This is a genomic window from Vibrio scophthalmi LMG 19158, assembly GCF_000222585.1.
GTDB lineage: Bacteria > Pseudomonadota > Gammaproteobacteria > Enterobacterales > Vibrionaceae > Vibrio > Vibrio scophthalmi.
In genome coordinates, this window is the sequence record NZ_AFWE01000220.1 from 63,088 (window position 1) to 83,185 (window position 20,098).

The window sequence follows — 20,098 nt, forward strand, 5'->3', positions numbered from 1 at the left end:
CTAAATTTCTAATGAAGTGTAAACATTGATTTACACCACCCTGTTTGACGCCTGCGATGACACACAACAATGCACACACAACAAAAAGCGGTAAACAATTATGGCAAGTAATTCAAGAGGCCATTTCTCTACGAAATTAGGTTTCATTATGGCGGCGGCAGGTTCTGCTGTTGGTCTTGGCAATGTATGGGGATTCCCAACGAAAGCTGCGAGCAATGGCGGCGCGGCATTTTTAGTCATCTATCTAGCGATGGTGTTTCTACTCGCATTTCCAATGCTAGTGGCTGAACTTACTATTGGTCGCTACGGCCAGTCTAATCCGATCGCTTCACTACGTAGCGTTTGGACCAAAAATCGTGCGGCTGCGAGCTTTTTTGGCGTAATAGCCATGATTGCCGCATCAATGATTTTGAGCTTCTATTCCATTCTTGCTGGTTGGTTAATGGGGTTTGCCGCAGCACCGGTATTAGAGATTGTCGGTTTACAAAGTGCCGCTGATTGGTTGGTGAACTTTGGCGATGCACGCAATGTCATTCTTGCTGTTTTGTTCTCTCTTTTAACCATCTACGTGGTGCAAAAAGGGGTCGCTGATGGTATTGAAAAATGGTCAACTCGTTTAATGCCGATGCTCTTCGTGCTATTTGGTGTGATGATTATCTATATCCTGACGCAAGATGGAGCGATTGACGGGCTTAAAATGTATTTGATCCCGGATATTTCACATGTCACTCCGAGTTTACTTGTTGATTCGATGGGACAAGCGTTCTTTTCGCTGTCATTGGGTGTTGGGTCGATGATGGTGTACGGTTCATACCTTAAGAAAGATGTGAACATCCCTAAAACGGCAGCGCAAGTTGCTGCGATTGATACCGCTGTAGCATTTAGTGCCGGCTTATTGATTCTTCCTGCGATGTTTGTGGCCAAGAATAATGGGGTGGAAATTTTTAATGCAGCCGGTGAACTGATGAGCTCAGGTGACCTTGTTTTTGCTGTCTTACCTGCCATGTTCGATACCATGGGAAGTATGGGTTTTATTGTCGGCACGGGCTTTTTTGTCTTGATGGTGATAGCGGCGTTGACCTCTTCTATTTCATTGCTTGAAGTGCCAGTTTCTTGTGCTCAAGATGAACTGAATATGACACGGGGTAAAGCAACTTGGGCAATTGGTGGTGCGATCTTAGTGCTGAGTATTGTTATCGCACTTAACTTTGGTTCACTGTTTGGTTTGGTAGCGGATATTTCGACTGTCTACATGCAGCCGTTACTTGGTGTTATTTGGGCGATTGTGGTCGGGTGGATTTGGAATCGCAACAAATTACTTAATGAACTAAAAGAAGGAAACCCAGAGATCGCTCAAGGACTATTTTGGAAGATTTGGCCTTGGTATGTGCGTATTGTCTGTCCAGTTGCGATTATGGCTGTGTTCCTTTTTTCCATTTTGTAATGGTAACGCTGTGACTTAACTCGCATAAAGCCTCCTTTATTAGGGGGCTTTTTTATATTGAGCCAATTAATAATAAAGAAGCCTGACGACGAGACGATAACAAGATGATAATCGGTAAATCGTGCTAAGCGCGTGAGATTTAAGCTTTATTACCACTAGGAAGGTGTATTTTGACATTGTCAGTAAGAAAGAAGTTGTATTTGGGATTTGGTTCAATTCTCGCAGTTTTGATTCTAATGGTTGGTTTGATTTGGAAAGAAGTATTGTCATCACACGCTGTTGCGGATGAAATTCGTCTTGATGATGTGCCGGAAGTGGTTAGTTATCTCATCATGATTGATGAAGCTGGTGATGTTTACCGTGATGCCACAGGGGCTGTCACAGGAGTGAAGGGGGCTATCGACGATTATTATACTAATAAACAAGAATTTGCCGATATTGTCGCCAAGCTTAAATTGCTTGAAGCGAGCAGTCCTGGCGACTTACAACGTGTGGAAGAAATAGAGCGCTTGATGGCTCAATTTACTGAGAGTTTTGAAGCCAATATTGCGCCGATGTTGGAAGGTAATTATACCTTTGCGGCTGTTATGCCGTTATTGCGCCGTTACTACAATGAATTCTTAATCCCAATTGAAACAATGCTAAATGAAGTCGCTACGACTGAGATTGCGGATACTGATACCGCGTTGCTTGGGCTCAGCGATTCTTTTACGACCATTGAATATACGATTGTTATTTTGTCTTCGATCGTTTTCCTACTCACTTGTGCCATTGCTTATATCTTGTCGAATTCGATTACCACTCGACTCAGTAAGTTGGATGAAGTTGCTCAAGCGGTTGCTGAGGGTGATCTTACCGCTGAAGCCATCGTTGACAATTCTGGTGATGAACTCGCCAACCTTGCGGTATCAATCAACCGAATGCAGGGTTCATTAGTCACGCTGATCGGCTCTATCTCTACCGTATCTAATGAAGTTAAGTTGGTCACTACAGAGCTGGAATCGATTAGCCAAGATGCAGTGAATGGCGCTTCTGCTCAGGCCGATAAAGCGGGTTTAATCGCGACGGCGGCGGAAGAATTGAGCTTAACAATTGCCGAGGTGGCGCAGCAAGGCAGTGCGACATTTGAAGAGTCGAAACGTTCGGAAGAAACGGCTGAAGGTGGTCGAGATGTTATTCGTGACATGGTGGCAAGTATTCAACAAGTTAGCCAGCAAATGGGTGACATGTCGACGCAAATGAATCAACTCGGCAGTCATGGTGAAAAGATCGGTTCGGTGATCAAAGTGATTGAAGATATCGCTGAGCAAACTAACTTACTCGCATTGAATGCGGCGATTGAAGCGGCGCGTGCAGGTGAGTTTGGTCGCGGTTTTGCTGTGGTTGCAGATGAAGTGCGAGCATTGGCGGAGCGAACGACGAATGCGACCAAAGAGGTGGCCGGTATTATTCAATCTATACAAGCGGGAACGCAAGAAGCGGTGAGCTTTACTGAAGACAACTGCCGTTTGGTTGAAATTGGCGTGAGTCAGAGCGAAGGTGCCGTCAATGCCTTGGAAGAGATTGTGGCAGGAGCGAGCCATGTACAAAGCATGATTAACTCCATCGCGACAGCAGCAGAAGAGCAAACGGCGGTGACACGTGAAATAGCCGCGGACATTACCTCTATTAGTGATATTTCGGCTCATTCATTGGAACTGGCCAACAGCAGTTCAACCAATGTGGCTGGATTGAATCAGAAGGTGTCGCAACTGGAGGATCTGGTGGGTAAGTTTCGAATTGCTTAATCACGCCTGCTTGTCGCACCAGCGTTTGATTTAAAGTTAAACGTTACTCAACACTCCTCAAGCCTTTATATGGCGCAGAGGAGTGTATATACTCTCGGCTCCCAAATGGAGCCTTTTTCATGTTTGATATCCTCTTTAACCATTCTGATTTTCTCATCATCAATAAGCATCCTGATGTTTCCGTCCATAAAGATGATGGCGACACCATGTTATTGCAGGAAGTGGCCAAACAATCAGGCGACAACCAGCTTTTTCTGGTCCACCGCTTAGATAAAATGACGTCGGGCTTGTTGATCCTTGCGAGACACAGTCAGGCTGCGAGTGTGTTGTCGTCGCTGTTTGCGCAACGTCAAGTGGGCAAGTTCTACCTTGCGATTGGCAGTAAAAAACCGAAAAAGAAACAGGGCTTGGTTCGTGGTGATATGGCTCGCTCACGCCGTTCATCATGGATGCTACTGAATAGCTTAGAAAATCCTGCAGTAACGCAGTTTTTCTCATTGGCAGGCGAGGACGGTGAGCGACTGTTTCTATGTAAACCTCACACCGGCAAAACCCACCAGATCCGCGTCGCACTGAAATCGGTTGGCTCTGCTATTGTTGGCGATCCAATTTATAACGTTGCCAGTGACGCTGATCGTGGCTATTTGCATGCGTTTGCGCTGCGTTTTGAATATTTGGGTGAGTCGTTTGATTTCATTTGTGATCCGCGTGACTATCCTCAACTGGGCAGTAAATGGTTGAACTCGTCGGTACAGGCGGGGATTGAACAGTGGTTATCTCCTTGGCAGCTCAATTGGCCAGTAATTAAGAAATAAGAAGTATTATGCAAATTAATCAATTAGCGACTTTTTTTGATCATGTGGAAGCGCAGCTCAATGTTGCACCAGATGAAGTGCGCCGTTTGTTCCATGGCCGAGGTCAATGTTGGCAAGGACTAGAGCAGTTAACGTGTGATTGGCTACAAGGTCAATTGATTGTAAATCTGTTTAAGCCAGTCGATGACTCATTTTTAGAGCAGTTAAAGCAAGGTCTAGTGCAATTAAGCCAAACACAGACATGGCAAGAGAAACATGGTCGTACCATTTTGTTGCAACATCGCTATAACGATGGCGCGCCATCAGAAGTGTTGCTTGGTGATTTTGATTCTCGCCCAGTGGTGGTTGAGTCTGGTTTAAAATACCAACTTGATATTGGTCGCAACCAAAACTTTGGTTTGTTCTTAGACATGCGTTTAGGCCGAGATTGGGTCAAAGCGCATGCGAAGCATGCCAATGTTCTCAATTTGTTTGCTTATACTTGTGGTTTTTCACTTGCGGCAATTGCGGGTGGTGCAGACCAAGTGGTTAACGTGGATATGGCGCGTTCCTCCTTGAACAAAGGTCGCGACAACCATAAATTGAATGATCACAATATCAATCAGGTACGTTTTCTAGGCCATGATATTTTTAAATCGTGGGGTAAGATAAAGAAAGCGGGTCCTTACGATATGATCATTATTGACCCACCATCGTTTCAAAAAGGCAGTTTTGCGCTGACCAAAGATTATCAGAAGATTTTGCGCCGTTTACCAGATTTGCTGACGGAGAGTGGTCAAGTGCTGGCCTGTGTTAACTCACCAGCGGTGGATTGCAGCTTTCTTATCGATGGTATGCAACAAGAAGCGCCAGAGCTGAAGTTTATTGAACGCCTTGATAATCCCCCCGAGTTTGCTGACATCAATGAGCAAGCTTCATTGAAGTGTTTAGTGTTCTCTAAATAGTTAAAGCCCCGAAAGGGGCTTTTTCATTATAAATGGAAGCCAAATTCTTTTTGCATATCACTCAGGCAGCGTTCGTTTTTTCCACCTAATACATTGATATGCTTTAACTCAGGCGTATCACCTGAAAGAAAGTGAAACTTGTTTCTATACGCAGTATTGAGTGGCATTTTATTGATCTCGATATTTGACGCTTTTGCTAAATAATTGATCCATATATCGTCAGCATTAGGGCATAATTTTAATGCTAAGTCTTTATTTAAAAATGCTTTTCGATCAATAGTATGTGGGAAAAGAGTTCCGCCACCTGAAGTGAGAAAGGCATCATTATTGTCGGCCTTATCAACTTCGTTTAGCCATTCTGTATAGGGCTTCGGCGTAGTATCAGTATTACGAACGATTTTATGAGCTCGGCAACCAATAATAGCCAAAGGTTGCTTTGTGTGATGATTCAATAGACGTTCAACAAGGTCGTATGGGTATAAAATATCATCATCAACGGTAATGATGTGCGTATCAGAGAATGCCTCGATGGCCGGAAATAGTTTTTTGTACGATCCCGTGTTGGCTGTGTAACGAATTTCTAATCCTTTTTCTCTCTGTTTTTTCAGTGTTCCGGGTAAGGACTCTTCGTTGAACTCATTTTCATCGAGCCATAAAACAATTTTATTTGGTTTTACAGTCTGATTGCCAAGAGATTCAATCGTTAAAAACACATGGTCTATACGAGTTGTATAAGTGGTCAAACTTAGCACGACGTTTGCGGTGGAATTTGGGTCAACAAGTGATGTCGTTGAGTCTAAACACGAACTCTGGTATTTATCTATTAGTATAAATTCTTTAATTTTCCCATCAGAAGAAAATCGATTTTCTATTCTGGTAATTATTTTTTTAACACAAACTTCTCACAAATTATATTTTAAAGTGCATAGCCTCGAGTGTTATTAACGACAAGCTGATGTGCACAAATTTGCGTAATAATTAGCTGAATTGAAAAATAAGTGGAGAGTTTTATTGAAAAAATTATACTTGCCATCCTAGTTGCGACTTAATTTTCATCAATTACATATTTACGGGATCTTATCCCCAATATTTAGGCATTACTGGTTCAGCGCCTGATAACCCCCGTAAATCCGTGTTGCAGTCGTAAACCAACATGCTGCGCCATACACATAAGCGATGACGGCAAAGTATTGGGGTAATAGACAGAACAGTACAAAGCACGCAATTGTTTCAGTTCCCTCGGTCAGGCCGCTCATATAGTAGAGTGATTTATGTTTATAAACCGGGTTTTCGATCCCTCTTTTGCCCGCCATGACAGCAAAGGCGAGAAAGCTAGATCCGGTGCCAATGAAGGCAAAAATGATGAACGCACCAGCAATTGCATTTTGTTCTGGGTTCGCTAATACAAAACCAAATGGAATCAATGAGTAAAATAAGAAATCCAGACTAATATCTAGGAAGCCACCCGCATCCGTAATGCCTTGAATGCGCGCTAATGCACCATCTAACCCATCACAAATTCGATTGAGAACAATAAAAATCAGCGCCAAAAGATAGTGTTGTTCAATTAACGCCGGTAGTGCCAAACAGCCGAGAAAGAAGCCAAACAGTGTGACTTGATTCGCTTTGATATTGGCACTATCAAGTTTTTTTGCTGCGCAATGCAGCGGTTGGCGAATTATTTGGATACTGAACCGATCTAGCATGTTTATTCCTTAATGCTCATATTGTCATTATTAATCACTGGATTTGGCCATTGCAGAATATGAGCGTGACTTGGCACGTCATCAATATCATGAGTGACAAGCAAGGTGGGAATATTAGCGATCGCAAGTTGCGTCATCACCCAGTCGCGAAATTGTAGACGTAAGGTTTTGTCTAATTTACTGAAAGGCTCATCGAGGAGAACAAGTTTGGGTTTGGCGAGCAACATGCGCAACAAAGTGATCCTGGCGCGTTGGCCGCCGGAAATTTGTTCGGGAAATGAGTCAGCCAGCTCGATGAGATCGACCGATTGTAAACAGGCGAGAGCTTGGATTCTGCGTTCAGTTTTACGAACATTATTAGGGAGAGCAAACGCGAGGTTCTGCCAAACATTTAAGTGCGGAAATAATAAGTCGTCTTGAAATAGAATGCCAATAGCGCGTTGATGAGCGGGCAGATGGTCAATATTTTGCTGATTTAATACCATCGTACCTTGATAGCGAAATTCGTCACTTAAATGGCCGGCAACAAGGTTGAACAGGGTAGATTTGCCACAGCCGCTTGGTCCCATTAGCGCGATAACTTCGCCGTTACTAATCGTCAGGCTAATTGGTGAGCACAGCGCTTGGCCGTCTTGTTTATAAATGACGAGGTTTTCGAGCGAAAGTGTCATGAATACGATATTCCTTGGATTGACCTATTTTGCGACGCAGCGTTAAGCGACCAAGCAAAATAGCCATTGAGAAAAAGACAAAGGGTAAGAGAGCTTGCCACAAAGCATAAATGGCCGTCACTCTGCGATCAAAGCCACTCGATAGCGCGACCGCTTCTGTGGTAATTGTGGCGATACGTCCGCCACCAAGCATCAGTGTGGGAAGGTATTGCGCAAGACTCACACTGGCGCCCACAGCCCAAGCGTAAAAGATCGCTGGTAATAGCAACTGCAGTTTGATCTGAATGAAAACACGCAGTGGTGACTTGCCGAGACTGAGGGCTGTTTTAGACAGATTGAGATTATAGCTTTTCCAAGGCCCATCAAGCGCCAGATAAACAAAAGGGAAAGCAAAGAAAACATGAGACCATGTCACCCAGAGAAAGTAGCGTTCGCTGGATAAATATAAACTCGCAACTTGTAAGCCAAATAGCAGCGACAACTGCGGGAGCAGCATCGGTAGCGCAATAACATAATCAGGAATATGACGATTGTGCTGAGTTTTGTATTCGTGTGCAATCAGGGCCAGTAATAATGCGATGCTGGCGCTGATGAGCGCTAAAACTAGGCTGTTTGTTAACGTCGGTGCCATGTTGGCCCATTCAAGTTGCCAAAAACGGTCGCTAAAGCGACTCGGTAAGAGATCCGGGAAGCGCCAGCGATGTGCAAAACTCCACAATAACAGCAGTGGAAAAATCAGGGCTGCGAGTAGCGCTGAGATGGAAAAAATGGCTAAACCGGGTAATCGCCAACCGAATCGACCTGAAAATTGCCACGTTTTCCACCATTGCGTCAGTGACTTTTCAATACCGATCACCATCAGCATCAGGCCGCTTGCCAATAGGAATAGCACAACTGCGCCGGCAGACGCGCGTGGCATTAAGGCGAGATCGGGGTCATTAAACCATTGCCAAACCAGCACTGCTAAAGTGGGGGGATTCGTTGGTCCAAGGATCAAGGCAAGATCAACCACGGATACGCCATAAGCAATGACCGCAAATAGCGCGAAACGCATTTTGGCCAACCATTGTGGAAAGATTAACTTTAACCAAGTTTGTTGAGTTGAATAGCCTAATGAATAAGCGACCTGCTGGCTGCGCTGTAAATTGAGTTGTTGCAACACAGGAATGCTCATTAGGAGTAGAAAAGGTATCTCTTTTAGTGCTAACGCTATAGTTAAGCCCACTGCGTATGGGTCGTTGACCAACCAAGTCGTGTTAGCGCTGTTCGCGGTAATATCGAACCATTGACTGGCAACCCGAGCGAACATACCTGTGGGAGCAAATAAAAATGCGAAACCAATGGCAAAGGCGACATGAGGCATTGCAAGCAGCGGGGAGAGTAGCGTTTCCACTTTGTGCCAATATTTTCGTCCCCACAATTGCTGCAAAACCGCAAAGCAGAAAAAAGCCGCAAGATAGGTGCTGAATAATGCACTAAAAAGACTGATTAGTAGCGATTGTTGCCAACCACTCCATGTCACTAATTGCACGTAACCAAGCCAGGAAGGCTGTGTAAAACCTAGCGATGGTATGTAATTAAACGACGAGAGTATCACGCCACTTAGGCCGGGAATCAGCGGTAGAATCCCAACCAAAATCACTACTAGGTACGATAGTCTAAACATCGGGCTCTCATCATTCTTTACTCAAAACTACTGGCTAAAATTAGTTGCCGTAGCGTTTTTGCCACTCTTTTTCGAGAGCGACTTGCCAACTAGGGTGCGGCTCTGCCACAGAAGGGAATAACTTGGTCTGTTTCGCTGAACCTTGTAAGTGCTGATTTTGTAGTACAGAGGGATCACCCCATATATTTAAATCGCCTTTGCGTGACTGTGCTTCAGGACTAAGAAGGAAGTTGATCACCACTTGTGCTCCTTGAGGGGAGTTTGCATTCCAAGGAATGGCTAAAAAATGGATATTTGATAGTGCGCCCGCTTCCATTGCATAGGCTTTGGTGGTGTCTGCAAGCTTCCCAGTGGCTTGTGCTGAGAAAACGGCGTTGGGATTAAACGTAATAGCAAGATCGATTTGGCCATCGTCGAGAAGCTGCGTCATTTCTGATGAGCTTGCTGGGAATTGCTTCCCTTGTCGCCACGCAACGGCATGCAACGCGTCTAGATACTGCCATAACGGCTGGGTAACGGTGTTGAAATCGACTTGCGTAACGGGTTGACTCAATGCCGTATCGTTGGCTGTTAGCTCAATCAATAATGCCTTTAAGAAGCTTGTACCGTGAAACTCTGGTGGGCGAGGGTAGGTGATTTTGTTAGGAAAAGCTTGTGCGTAGCTGAGTAATTCTGCAAAAGACTGTGGTGGGTTATTAAGGCGTTCACTATCGTGAATAAAGACTAACTGTCCTACGCCCCAAGGCGCTTCTAAACCAAGCGTCGGTTCTGAAAAATCGCTGTTGACAGGCAGCGATTTGTCGACCATTTGCCAACTTGGCAGGGCATCAACAAAAGGACCAAACAACAAATTATGATTTTTCATTGATTTGAAGTTTTCACCATTAATCCAAACCATATCGACACTCCCGCCCTCATTTTTACCCGCTGCTTTTTCAGCCAGTAATCGAGATGTGGTTTCCGCTATGTCGGTGACTTTTACATGTTTGAGAGTGACACCGTACTGTTGTTGAACCTGTTGAGCGGCCCAGCGTAGGTAGTTGTTGATCTCTTGGCTTCCGCCCCAGGCATGAAAGTAGACCGTTTGGCCTCGCGCTTGGGTCATGGTTTCTTGCCATTTATCCGCAGCAGTGGAAGAAAAGCTAATAAAAAGTGTCAAAATAAAAGTTAACAGCCTTGTCATAATAGTTCCTATCGTTATTTATGGGGCTTCATTAATCAATGGGTCTGTTGTGCTAGACCGGATCTGAGACCAATTTCATTCATTATGACGTAAAAAAGATGATTTCTTTTAGGTATTTGGCAATATTGTTAGCTAATTGTATGGGAAGTGTGCGTTTTGATAAGTGTTCGGCTAAATTATTCTCCAGCGTTGAGGGACTCAAGGTAATCGGGGGCGAATAAATGACTATCTAAGCGAGAGGGAATAGCAGAGCTTGGCTAGGCGGAATAGAGAAATGCGCTGTTTCAAGATAACAAAAAGCAGCCAATAAAGGCTGCTAGAATATTGCAAAGCTAAGTGAGGGGAGATTATTTCCAATCACTTAGTTTGAACGTTAGCGTGTGCGCATCGTTCTTTAACACTAGACCATCTTTAGTCAGTGTCATGTCACTCCAATCTGAAAGCGTTTGTGAGAATGCTTGTTCAACATCCATTGACTCACCCATACACATTTTCATGGTTAGTGCCATTTTTTCAATGCGGAATTGATTGTTTTTCAGTTCTGCTTGACCAAAGAAGTTGTTGCAGCCTGCATTACCATTTGCCGTCATTTTTTCGCCGACTTCTAGATTTGGCAGAGCTTGGCCTTCTTCTGCAGTTACTGCTTTACCATCAACACTGATTAGAGACCAGTTGTGGTGTTGTAGATCGGCTGCTGTGATTTCTTTCACATCATCACCATTGCTTGCACACGCAGTCATCAGCATAGGAAGAGAAAGTGCTGCAAGTAGCTTTTTTGAACTAAGCTTCATAGATATAAACTCCAAAAAACAATAAGGTATACGCATGTATACTTGATTAAAGCTTCAATGGTCATAATTATAAGTGATGCATCAATGTTTGTGTTAGCTTTTGGTCATAGTTTGATGTTTTATTTTGTAATTCACCTACTTATGGAGGGAGTATGGAGCAGTTAGAGTTCTTTTCTATCCAAAGTCCCTGTATTGGGGTCTGCTCGGTTGACGAAAAAGGCTATTGCAAAGGCTGCATGCGTAAGCGCGAAGAACGCTTTAATTGGCTATCAATGACCTCAGCGCAGCAGTTGCATGTGATTAAGTTGTGTCGCCAACGTTACCGGCGTAAAAAACTGCGCGACAATGGCGCGCAGTCTAACAATGAAAGCGAAGAGATGATCAATTCACAAAGCGACTTGTTCGATTAAATGAACGAGATCTTTTGCTATGGTTTAAGCTATTCACCCCGACTCATTCGCCTTTTCCTGCTTAGTTATTTCATTCCCCATTTATCACTCACCCAACCACCAGCATGGTCATCAAAGTGACACCCTGAAAAACGATGATTTGCTTCGTAGTTTTTATCGAATTCTGGCTCATCATCAATTAGGTGTTGTACATATTCCGCCATGGGATCACCGCTTTTCAGTCGATGCTGCCTCGTCGCGACTTCCTTGATGAGTTGAAGGCGGTAAGTATTGCTAGCACGTTTCATAACGGGATCCTCTGTTGTTCTGCCTTTTAAAAAAGTTAGAACTCCAATCCTCGAGCGTCAATGCACTTTTAGATAATTTTTCTATTACTAAGCTTTATTTATGCTTGTAATTGGAGTGAATGAGTAGTTAAAGGTATGAATAGCCATATATTTAACCAACTTTCATTGTAAGGTATCTGCAATAAAATATTCATATTGACCTTACCGTAAGGGGAGAGCTTAACCTGAGAGTTAAAACTTCTGTCGAGAAAGAGATATGTCATGTTGTAATAAAGCGCCGAACGGCGGAAGTCGTCAGCTAGGTGCATTACTGAAATTTACTTTGTGTATATTTATTGGCTTAGCGCTGATGGTGGTGGCGTTTGGTTGAGCGCGAACAAAAAAGCCTGCCGCACAATGAAGTGTCGCAGGCTTTTTCTTTAGTGGTTCATGATAAGTAATTTTCGATATCGCTTATTTTGTCGTACACGTTTCTTGTGATACAAACTCGTCAGCCATCAATTGACCACGGCTATTGCGCATTTTGATTCGGTAGCTTAATCCAGCATCCAAATTGGCCTTGGTGTCTTTGTTGGTACAGTAACGAGTAATGCTGGTATTCAACACTTGTTGCAATGGTTTCGCACCTTGCTGCTCTTGGTTGTATACCATCATGATTTCAATCGTCGTTCCTTTTGACGATGCACGCATGATCGACAGAGGGCCCGCTTCTAACGGCAGTTCAGCAGCTAATAGGCTGGCACGGTTAGACGCAAGCAATTCTAATTGGCGCTGTTGATTTCCATCAGAGGCGCACCCCATCAAAAAACTGGCAAGCAGTAACGCTGAAGCCAAACGTGCTCTCATGATCAAAATACTTTCTTAAATGGTTTTACGATAACCGATTGATAAACACCAGCGGCAATGTATGGGTCATTATCTGCCCAATCTTGCGCATCTTGCAGCGAGTTAAATTGAGCGATTACCGTTGAGCCTGTGAATCCTGCGTCGCCTGGGTTATCTGAGTCAATAGCTGGCATTGGGCCTGCGGTTAACAAGCGACCTTCATCTTGAAGCTGTTGTAAACGTTCTAAGTGTGCAGGGCGAACGCTCATTCTTTTTTCAAGTGAATTCTCTACGTCTTGAGAGAAAATTACATACCACATATGGTGTCCTTGTCAGCTGATTGGATAAGTTGTAACTCTACGCGAGGGATGGAAAATTTAAAGTAACGCATAGGGAAAATGTGAGTCTAATTCGTTATGTTTACCGTATTCGCTATACGACGATAGCGCGTGGCTTACCTGTTGAGTCAATCGCAACGTAGTTAAAGGTGGCATCACACACCATAAAGCGATCTTCAATGCCATGCTCTTTGACGGGTTTCACCCACACTTCAAGATCAATGCTCATTGAGGTACGACCAATTTTGGTGCATTCACCATAGCAGCACACCACATCGCCCACTCGAACCGGTTTCTTAAAGGTAATGCTCGAAACTGAAACGGTTACGATACGGCCTCCTGAAATTTCTTTGGCTAAAATGCCACCCGCTAAATCGAGTTGTGACATGATCCAACCGCCAAAGATATCCCCGTTGGCATTAGTATCCGCTGGCATGGCTAAGGTACGAAGAAGGAGTTGCCCCCTTGGTGAACTGTTTTCCTGACTCATTTTGACATCCACAACATAATGACGTCAGTTCGGCTAAGTGAACTGAAATTAATCGGCGTTATCTACTAAAAAGCGACCTAAAAATGGTCGCTTATTTAACTATTATACTGCTTTGGCTAATGAAGGTCATTAGCTATATAGCGCAGCCAAAGCACCAAAGCTACTCGCTGTGCTCTTCTTTTTCTTTTGGCATGTGCTTGTAGATGTAAACACCGGAGAGCAGGGTAAAGCCGAATGTTGCGATTAGTAAGCCGAAGACTTTAAAGTTTACCCATACATCAAGGGACAATTTAAATGCGACATAAAGGTTTAATCCTGAGCAGATGAGGAAAAAGATGACCCACGCCCAAGTGATTTTCGCCCAAACTTGTTCAGGTAAGGTAATTTCTTTACCAAGCATCCCTTTAATGGCTGACTTGCCCATTAGATGGCTAATCGTCAAACCAACGGCAAACATAGCGTAGACGATGGTCACTTTCCATTTTATGAAGTTGTCATCATGAAGAAAGATCGTCATACCACCAAAAATTGCGACGATTAAAAAGGTAATCAACTGCATTTTTTCGACTTTTTTGTATAAGGCGAAAGTCAGTATGATCTGAATAGCACTTGCGGCGATAAGAGCACCAGTGGCGATGTAAATATCATACATCTTGTACAAGGCGAAAAAGATAATGAGAGGGATAAAATCGAGCAATTGTTTCATTGTTAGGTTCTGCAGCTATCGAATCAGTATCGGAATGCTCTCAGTCTACCCAATTCACCTAGGAACACCAACCCGTTAGCGTGTAATCGAAACGACACTCTTTTGGTCAGTCGTGTTAGTGGGGAATCGTTGTCTTTAATTCTTCAAGGTATCCCTCATCACGTAAAGCATTGACAGTGCCGATAAGCTCTTCATTACTCATTGAAAAGCAACTTGATTTCCCCGTCATGACATTAAGGTATTGGTGATATTCAGGCTCAGTAAAGTGGCCAATTCTATCCACGAGTAAACATTTAATGCCATGATGGATCAAGTGATAGTAGGTGTGGCGCTTCATCTCCATAACATTTCTCCAATAAGGTACTGCGAGTTCTATCGCGAAGTTCGATACCAGATCAATAAGCACATTGAATGCCAACATAGATAGCGTTGCGGTGATAAACCGCAATGAGAAATTAGGACGTTGGGTGATGAATCTTTTAAATTGAATGAAGATTTCGTTATTTGCTCGTCAGTAAGAGAGGCAAAATGAGAATATGCGGCACTAGGCGCCGATAGGTGTTTTTTGCTTTTCACCTTGAATGGTGGCGAGCAAAGCTTCTTTTGATGTCGGTTTGGTTAAGTGGCCATCCATTATCTGACGGATTTTATCTAATTCTCGCTGACCCGACTCACCAGAAAGGGCATAGACAGGGATCTGCGGAAAGGTTTGTTTGATGATGCTTGCCGCTTCAAAGCCATTCATCACGGGCATTTGGATATCCATAAACACTAAATCGACACGATTACTTTGTATTATTTCTAGTGCAACTTGGCCATTATTTGCCAATATAGCATCGTAACCGAGTTGATTAAGGAGCAGTTTTACTAATTGGCGTTGCACTTCTTTGTCATCAACCACCAAAATTGTGTATTCATTGTCGGCGTTATCATTTTGCTTCCCGATGTTAATCGGTACAAATGCGGTGTTCTCTTCTGTTATTACCGGTGAGTTCGCAGGGCTAACCAATGAATCGACAGGAAATGACAGATGGAATTCAGTGAATTTACCGAGTTTAGAATAACACTGAATCGAGCCACCAAACGCTTTCATGACACGTCGACAGTAGCCTAAGCCTAAGCCACTTCCGCCACTTTTATTGTGTGAATAGAAGTCGTCAAAAATACGTGCTTGGAGACTTTTAGGAATGCCGGGGCCGGTATCTCGTACCACCAAAAAGTGTTCATATTTCCCCACAATGGTTCGAATGTCGATATGGCTTTGTGGATAAGAATCGAAGTAATAACTGGCATTACGTAATAAATTGAATATCACAAAGTTAAAGAGGGTGTCGTTGATTTTTGCATGAAAATCTTGCTCGATACTGATGTGCAGGCGTTGACGCATTTCGTCAGATTCAAAAGCATAACGTTCAACCGCTTGTTCGATCGCTTGCTTAATTGACGTTTGAACCGCGGGCTCTTGTTCAAGAGATGCATCGTTGACTTCGCGAAGAATAATATCAATTAACTGACGGCCACGTTCAATCGCCACCTTACCTTTGATAAGTTCTTGTTCTAATTCTATCTTTGGTGCGCTAATTTGCAGCTTAGTGTCGAGTTGTTCAAATTGCAGTTGAACTTGTGCTAACGGATTACGCATTTCATGAGCGATTGAATTAGCCAATGCTTGCGCCTGATGCACTTTTTTGTCGGCATTAATGTAGCCTTGCGCTTTCTTCAATACATACTGCAAGGCATGTATTTCTTCACAGAAGTAGAGGTGCCCACTGCACTTTTGGCGGGCGATCAATAAATGACTCATTTGATCTTCGTGATCAAAGATGGGCAAAACGAGTGCAACACCCTCTCGTTTCATTTTTACGTGCAGCTGTTTTAAGAGAGAGCTGACACTGGAATGAGTGAGTACCTGTTCCTCAATTTCTTCAAAAATGATCACACTGTTTTGATTGTACAGTTGTGAGGTATAAGCCTTTTCATCTTGTAAGTTGTAGACCAATTGCAGATCGTGTTGGTCAATATCAAGTGTTTGTGCAATTTGACTGATCGCAGAATGGGTCGATTTTTGGAATTCACGGGTCAGCGCATTGAGTTTTTGGGTCGGAGAGAGTGCTTGCCCATAGACAAGTTGACTGGCTAGGTGAGTGGTGGTGCGAAAAATAACTCGCCACGCAAGCCCTGTCACTAGGCAAGATAGGGGCACGATGATTGCCGCGTCGTAGAGTGAAATAGAATTAATGAGCAGCACTAGTGGCAGAGCGACCGTGATACAGGCTAGCAGTACGGATAACAATGAAAACAGAATGTGCCGATTACTGTAGAAGCGTGAGGTGACAAGTGCATACCCCATCAGCAGCATTTCAGTCACAGCCAGTGCTGGCGGTAACCATGACAGGGTGAAATTCTTCCAAATGAGGGGGATAAAAGCGTGAATGACAATGGTTGAAACCATAAAAACACTGATGCCAAACAACATATAGAGTGACTTAATGTGTTGTAGCGGCCTTGCGTGTCGTGAGTAAAGCAAAATATTACGAAACGACAGAACAATCAGAGCCATGGCAGAAAGAAAGAATGTTGCAGCTTGTTCGCCAAGCTGAATGTTAAATCGGCCGATCGCATAAACAGAGACACCTTCGACAGTACTGCCGGCACGATGATTCCAATAAATAGCCGCCGAAATAAGCACGATAAAAAGCGCATTTTGTAAATATCTAGAGAGCGTGGAATCAATATCGGTGACGAGTTGGCGAGTAACGAGATAGGCAAAAGCGAACGCAGAAGACGAGGCGAGATTGGCGAATAGTGCCATAAAGACAACGGCGTCATTATCTGCTTGGAGTAACAAAGGAGAATAGAAAAACGCATTGCTTAAGATCCAAGCAAAGACAGAAAGCGAATAGAAAAGATAGGGAATACTGATCTTTCGTTCGAACGTACCGCCAGATATCCTAAGTGAGTAGACGAAATAAACCGTCCAGCCTAATACCAGAGACGCGACACCGAGCAGCAACAATAAAATGGGGTGCACAAAAGGCTCAAACATTTGAGCATCCGTTAAAATGTAGCCGTAAGCTTGCGAACCATAAGGTTCTTAGCCACAAAGTAAATTGGAGCAAACTGCTTCCTATCCATATAGTGACGGGTACATCACTGTTCATCTAAGCCAACATTAGTATTTAAGTTGTCGTTTCTATGTCATTAACCCACAGATGCTCGCATATTGTAAATAGATGGTCGCTTGTTCACACGAGCGATTGGTCACAAATATTCTGAAAGCTCGTGAATTAATGTGCATCAAGTTGCTTTTATGTTGAGTTTATCAGCTGTTTCATCTGTTAGAATTAGGTTAATTTGTATTGTTGATTGTATTAGAACAACCAATGTAAGGTTTTTTTGTTGTAGTGCCTGATATAAGCAACTGATTTTTATGAGTTTAGTCGTATTGTATAAAAAAAATCAAATTGACTCAATTAGTTGTTAATTCTCATAATTTGCATTTCTGCGGGATTTAACTCTGAGGTTTTTGGGTATTTAAATTTTTAATATCATATTAATGCCATGTTTGATACGTTTATCTCGCTGATAATTATGATAAAAGTGTTAACTTGCTATAAAAATGTTGGCGAAAATCAGAAGCTTGGCATACACTTTCCAAGTAATGTCTCTATGTTATTGATTGACGAGGCGAAATGCTTTGGCGCTGTCTAGCGACAGTGATGTTTAACACAGCTTTTGAGGAAAATTCTATGGCGCTCACTAAAGCCGATTTGGCAGAGAACCTGTTTGAAAAGCTTGGATACAGTAAACGAGATGCCAAGGAAACGGTTGAGGCATTTTTTGAAGAGGTTCGCAAAGCACTCGAAAATGGCGAGCAAGTGAAACTTTCAGGATTTGGTAACTTTGACCTACGCGAAAAGAATGAACGTCCTGGACGTAACCCTAAAACGGGTGAAGATATTCCGATTAGCGCGCGCCGTGTTGTCACTTTCCGCCCTGGTCAAAAATTGAAAGCTCGTGTCGAGACTATCAAGGGCGACAGTTAACACGTTATCGATGGATTGAAGTCGTTTTATTATTGTGGAAAGAGAGGAGCTCTCTGATAAGCAATAATAAAAAAACACCCAAGCTTAAGCTTGGGTGTTTTTGTTTATATGGATGTCACTGTATAACAAGAGGTTAATCAGTCACGCTTCCATAGAATATGGCAGAACTTATGCTCAGGATCTCTGCTTACCAATAGGCGAGCAAAAACATCGTCTAACACATCATTTTCTTCGTTGACCAAACCGATACGTACTTCCGCATAGATTTCTTTATCAACATCAAAGCCGACATGTTGAGCCCAATCATCACCGGTCTCAACCAATTCTGCTGCGCCACGATCTTCAAACTGAGCAGTGAATAGAATCACATCAACAGCTTCCAGATTATCAGGCGCCATCTCAAGAAAGATATCGTAAGCGGTGTCGATTGCATCGTCGTAAGAAATGAGTTCAGCCATAATTATGCGCGGCTCATGTACTTGCGTTCAGCAGTATTGATGATCAAGCGATCACCATTTGCGATGTACTCTGGTACTTGCACTGTTAGGCCTGTTGCAAAACGAGCTGGCTTGGTACGAGAAGCCGCTGAAGCGCCCTTGATTGAAGGATCGGTTTCTTCGATAACAAGCTCAACAGTTGCTGGAAGTTCTAGCGCAACAGCTGTGCCGTTAACCAGAACAACCTGAAGACCTTTAATTTCTTCAGTAATGAAAAGAAGCTCTTCTTCGATCTCTTCTTTCTTAAAAGTAAATTGAGTGTAATCTTCATTATCCATGAAAATATACTCATTACCGTCAACATACGAGAAAGCAACTTGACGTTTGAACATGTCAACAGTTTCTACCACGTCGTCAGACTTATAACGCTCGTCAGCACGTGCACCAGTGTTTAGGTCAACACAACGCAGTTTGTAAATTTTTGCGCCGCCACGACCGCCAGGAGTCGTCACTTCGATGTCTTTAATCAGTAGGATTTTGCCGTTTGATTCAATCGCAAAACCTTTCTTTAGCTCACTCGCCTTAGGCATGAACAATTTCCTTCATATGAGTTGTAAGGGCGGCATTATATACCCAACTAATTGGAAGATGCTATTTGAACTCGCACTGATATTGCTAGTTTTCAGCGATTCTCAGCGTGATTATCTTGATCGAAAAGCGACACTAAGAGAACATGTCCCATAATCTGTCATATTCCACGATTCTTTGATGATTTTAGCCACAATTAATCCAGCCTTGCCGTTTCAAGCTGAGTATAGTCAAGCGATCCAAGATTTGGTGCGTTTCTTACGCTCGGGCTTGGGTGATAACCTGCACAGTGTTTATGTTTTTGGCAGTGTCGCGCGTAAAACCGCCGTGCCACAGCGTTCCAATCTGGACGTTATTGTCGTTACTCAGCAGAGTTTTGCTGATAAACGCAGTACGGTGTTCAATACAGTGCGTTGGCATTTTCAAAAGTCACACCCACATATAACCGAAGTTGCCTTCAAAACCGCATTAGTTAGTGATATCGCCTCATTAGATAGCATTTTCTCATGGGGTTTTTTATTACGCCATTGCGCGGTTTGTGTGCATGGTGAAGATCTGTCTGAGTGCTTTGGCGATTATGAACCAAGCTGGGAGATCGCTAAGCACTGGAATATGGATGTGGAGGATTGGTTGTCGGTTTATCGCAATCGAATCGTGCGTGCAAAAGAGGATGCTGAGCAACTTAAAGCACAGCAAATTATCGCTAAAAAACTGCTCAGAGCGAGTTATTCGCTGGTGATCCCACGCGCGAAGGGTTGGCATGATGATCCTGTGGCCTGTGGTAAGCATTTTCTGCGCTACTACCCAAGCTTCCAAGTTGAAATTGAACGCTTGGTGATCTTGCTGTCAAACCGAGTGGTGGCCAAACGTTCTGTGCTTGGAATATTGGATTCTTATGGCGAGTGGTTGGTGAAGCAATATAAGAAAACGGAATTTAGAATCGGCTAGGTCACCGAAGTATTTT

Annotated in this window: 22 protein-coding genes; 7 read left to right on the plus strand and 15 right to left on the minus strand. The window is 43.4% G+C overall.

The annotated features are described in order from the left end of the window. Positions 1–100: 100 nt before the first annotated feature. From RH88_RS20465 to RH88_RS20480, 4 genes are all read left to right on the plus strand, one after another. A complete protein-coding gene (locus RH88_RS20465; RefSeq protein WP_040758048.1) occupies positions 101–1,444 on the plus strand; it encodes a sodium-dependent transporter in 1,344 nt (447 codons plus the stop codon). 170 nt (positions 1,445–1,614) lie between these two features. Then, on the plus strand, positions 1,615–3,231 hold the full coding sequence (locus RH88_RS20470) for a methyl-accepting chemotaxis protein (protein WP_040758049.1): 1,617 nt from the start codon (positions 1,615–1,617) through the stop codon (positions 3,229–3,231). 119 nt (positions 3,232–3,350) lie between these two features. Then, positions 3,351–4,046 (plus strand): TIGR01621 family pseudouridine synthase, encoded by a 696-nt coding sequence (locus tag RH88_RS20475; RefSeq protein WP_005599625.1) that lies wholly within the window; start codon positions 3,351–3,353, stop codon positions 4,044–4,046. An 8-nt stretch (positions 4,047–4,054) separates the two neighbouring features. After that, a complete protein-coding gene (locus tag RH88_RS20480; protein ID WP_005599626.1) occupies positions 4,055–4,990 on the plus strand; it encodes a class I SAM-dependent methyltransferase in 936 nt (311 codons plus the stop codon). A 26-nt stretch (positions 4,991–5,016) separates the two neighbouring features. On the opposite strand, the gene RH88_RS20485 is transcribed toward RH88_RS20480, so the two are convergent. From RH88_RS20485 to RH88_RS20510, 6 genes are all read right to left on the minus strand, one after another. Then, entirely contained in the window at positions 5,017–5,733 is a 717-nt protein-coding gene (locus tag RH88_RS20485) for a glycosyltransferase family 2 protein (protein ID WP_241212210.1), read from the minus strand. Between the two features lie 354 nt (positions 5,734–6,087). Further along, positions 6,088–6,696, minus strand: a complete 609-nt coding sequence (locus tag RH88_RS20490) for a CDP-alcohol phosphatidyltransferase family protein (protein ID WP_005599628.1) — start codon at positions 6,694–6,696, stop codon at positions 6,088–6,090. Between the two features lie 2 nt (positions 6,697–6,698). Continuing rightward, entirely contained in the window at positions 6,699–7,367 is a 669-nt protein-coding gene (locus RH88_RS20495; RefSeq protein ID WP_005599629.1) for an ATP-binding cassette domain-containing protein, read from the minus strand. Then, positions 7,333–9,033: an ABC transporter permease gene (locus RH88_RS20500; RefSeq protein WP_005599630.1), complete on the minus strand. Its 1,701-nt coding sequence runs from the start codon at positions 9,031–9,033 to the stop codon at positions 7,333–7,335. Before RH88_RS20500 ends, RH88_RS20495 begins: the two co-directional genes overlap by 35 nt. A 40-nt stretch (positions 9,034–9,073) precedes the next feature. Then, the gene (locus RH88_RS20505) at positions 9,074–10,216 is read right to left on the minus strand and encodes an ABC transporter substrate-binding protein (protein WP_005599631.1); all 1,143 of its coding nucleotides are present in this window, start codon (positions 10,214–10,216) and stop codon (positions 9,074–9,076) included. 347 nt (positions 10,217–10,563) lie between these two features. Then, positions 10,564–11,007: an META domain-containing protein gene (locus RH88_RS20510; protein ID WP_005599633.1), complete on the minus strand. Its 444-nt coding sequence runs from the start codon at positions 11,005–11,007 to the stop codon at positions 10,564–10,566. Between the two features lie 152 nt (positions 11,008–11,159). On the opposite strand from RH88_RS20510, the gene RH88_RS20515 reads away from it, so the two are divergent. Next, on the plus strand, positions 11,160–11,417 hold the full coding sequence (locus RH88_RS20515) for a DUF1289 domain-containing protein (RefSeq protein ID WP_005599635.1): 258 nt from the start codon (positions 11,160–11,162) through the stop codon (positions 11,415–11,417). A gap of 65 nt (positions 11,418–11,482) precedes the next feature. On the opposite strand, the gene RH88_RS20520 is transcribed toward RH88_RS20515, so the two are convergent. The 7 genes from RH88_RS20520 to RH88_RS20550 form a co-directional block, all read right to left on the minus strand. Then, positions 11,483–11,704 (minus strand): hypothetical protein, encoded by a 222-nt coding sequence (locus tag RH88_RS20520; protein WP_005599637.1) that lies wholly within the window; start codon positions 11,702–11,704, stop codon positions 11,483–11,485. 453 nt (positions 11,705–12,157) lie between these two features. Continuing rightward, complete coding sequence (locus RH88_RS20525) at positions 12,158–12,550, minus strand: GspS/AspS pilotin family protein (protein WP_005599643.1); 393 nt, start codon at positions 12,548–12,550, stop codon at positions 12,158–12,160. Positions 12,551–12,552: 2 nt separating this feature from the next. After that, positions 12,553–12,849 (minus strand): YciI family protein, encoded by a 297-nt coding sequence (locus RH88_RS20530; protein WP_005599645.1) that lies wholly within the window; start codon positions 12,847–12,849, stop codon positions 12,553–12,555. Positions 12,850–12,961: 112 nt separating this feature from the next. Next, positions 12,962–13,357 carry an acyl-CoA thioester hydrolase YciA gene (gene yciA, locus RH88_RS20535; protein ID WP_005599647.1) on the minus strand — a complete coding sequence of 132 codons (396 nt, stop codon included), beginning with the start codon at positions 13,355–13,357 and terminating at the stop codon, positions 12,962–12,964. A gap of 160 nt (positions 13,358–13,517) precedes the next feature. Beyond that, positions 13,518–14,063 carry a septation protein A gene (locus RH88_RS20540; protein WP_005599650.1) on the minus strand — a complete coding sequence of 182 codons (546 nt, stop codon included), beginning with the start codon at positions 14,061–14,063 and terminating at the stop codon, positions 13,518–13,520. Positions 14,064–14,178: 115 nt separating this feature from the next. Further along, positions 14,179–14,406: a hypothetical protein gene (locus RH88_RS20545; protein ID WP_005599652.1), complete on the minus strand. Its 228-nt coding sequence runs from the start codon at positions 14,404–14,406 to the stop codon at positions 14,179–14,181. Between the two features lie 201 nt (positions 14,407–14,607). Further along, positions 14,608–17,109, minus strand: coding sequence for a response regulator (locus RH88_RS20550; protein ID WP_005599654.1), 2,502 nt, complete (start codon positions 17,107–17,109; stop codon positions 14,608–14,610). Between the two features lie 703 nt (positions 17,110–17,812). Between RH88_RS20550 and ihfA the strand changes: the two genes are divergently transcribed. After that, positions 17,813–18,109, plus strand: coding sequence for an integration host factor subunit alpha (gene ihfA / locus RH88_RS20555; RefSeq protein ID WP_005599656.1), 297 nt, complete (start codon positions 17,813–17,815; stop codon positions 18,107–18,109). Positions 18,110–18,246: 137 nt separating this feature from the next. On the opposite strand, the gene RH88_RS20560 is transcribed toward ihfA, so the two are convergent. Next, complete coding sequence (locus RH88_RS20560; protein ID WP_005599658.1) at positions 18,247–18,567, minus strand: HI1450 family dsDNA-mimic protein; 321 nt, start codon at positions 18,565–18,567, stop codon at positions 18,247–18,249. Between the two features lie 2 nt (positions 18,568–18,569). Beyond that, complete coding sequence (gene yeiP, locus RH88_RS20565) at positions 18,570–19,136, minus strand: elongation factor P-like protein YeiP (RefSeq protein ID WP_005599660.1); 567 nt, start codon at positions 19,134–19,136, stop codon at positions 18,570–18,572. A 178-nt stretch (positions 19,137–19,314) separates the two neighbouring features. Here yeiP and RH88_RS20570 point away from each other — a divergent pair, with 178 nt between their 5' ends. Then, positions 19,315–20,082 carry a nucleotidyltransferase domain-containing protein gene (locus tag RH88_RS20570; RefSeq protein WP_005599663.1) on the plus strand — a complete coding sequence of 256 codons (768 nt, stop codon included), beginning with the start codon at positions 19,315–19,317 and terminating at the stop codon, positions 20,080–20,082. Positions 20,083–20,098: the final 16 nt, after the last annotated feature.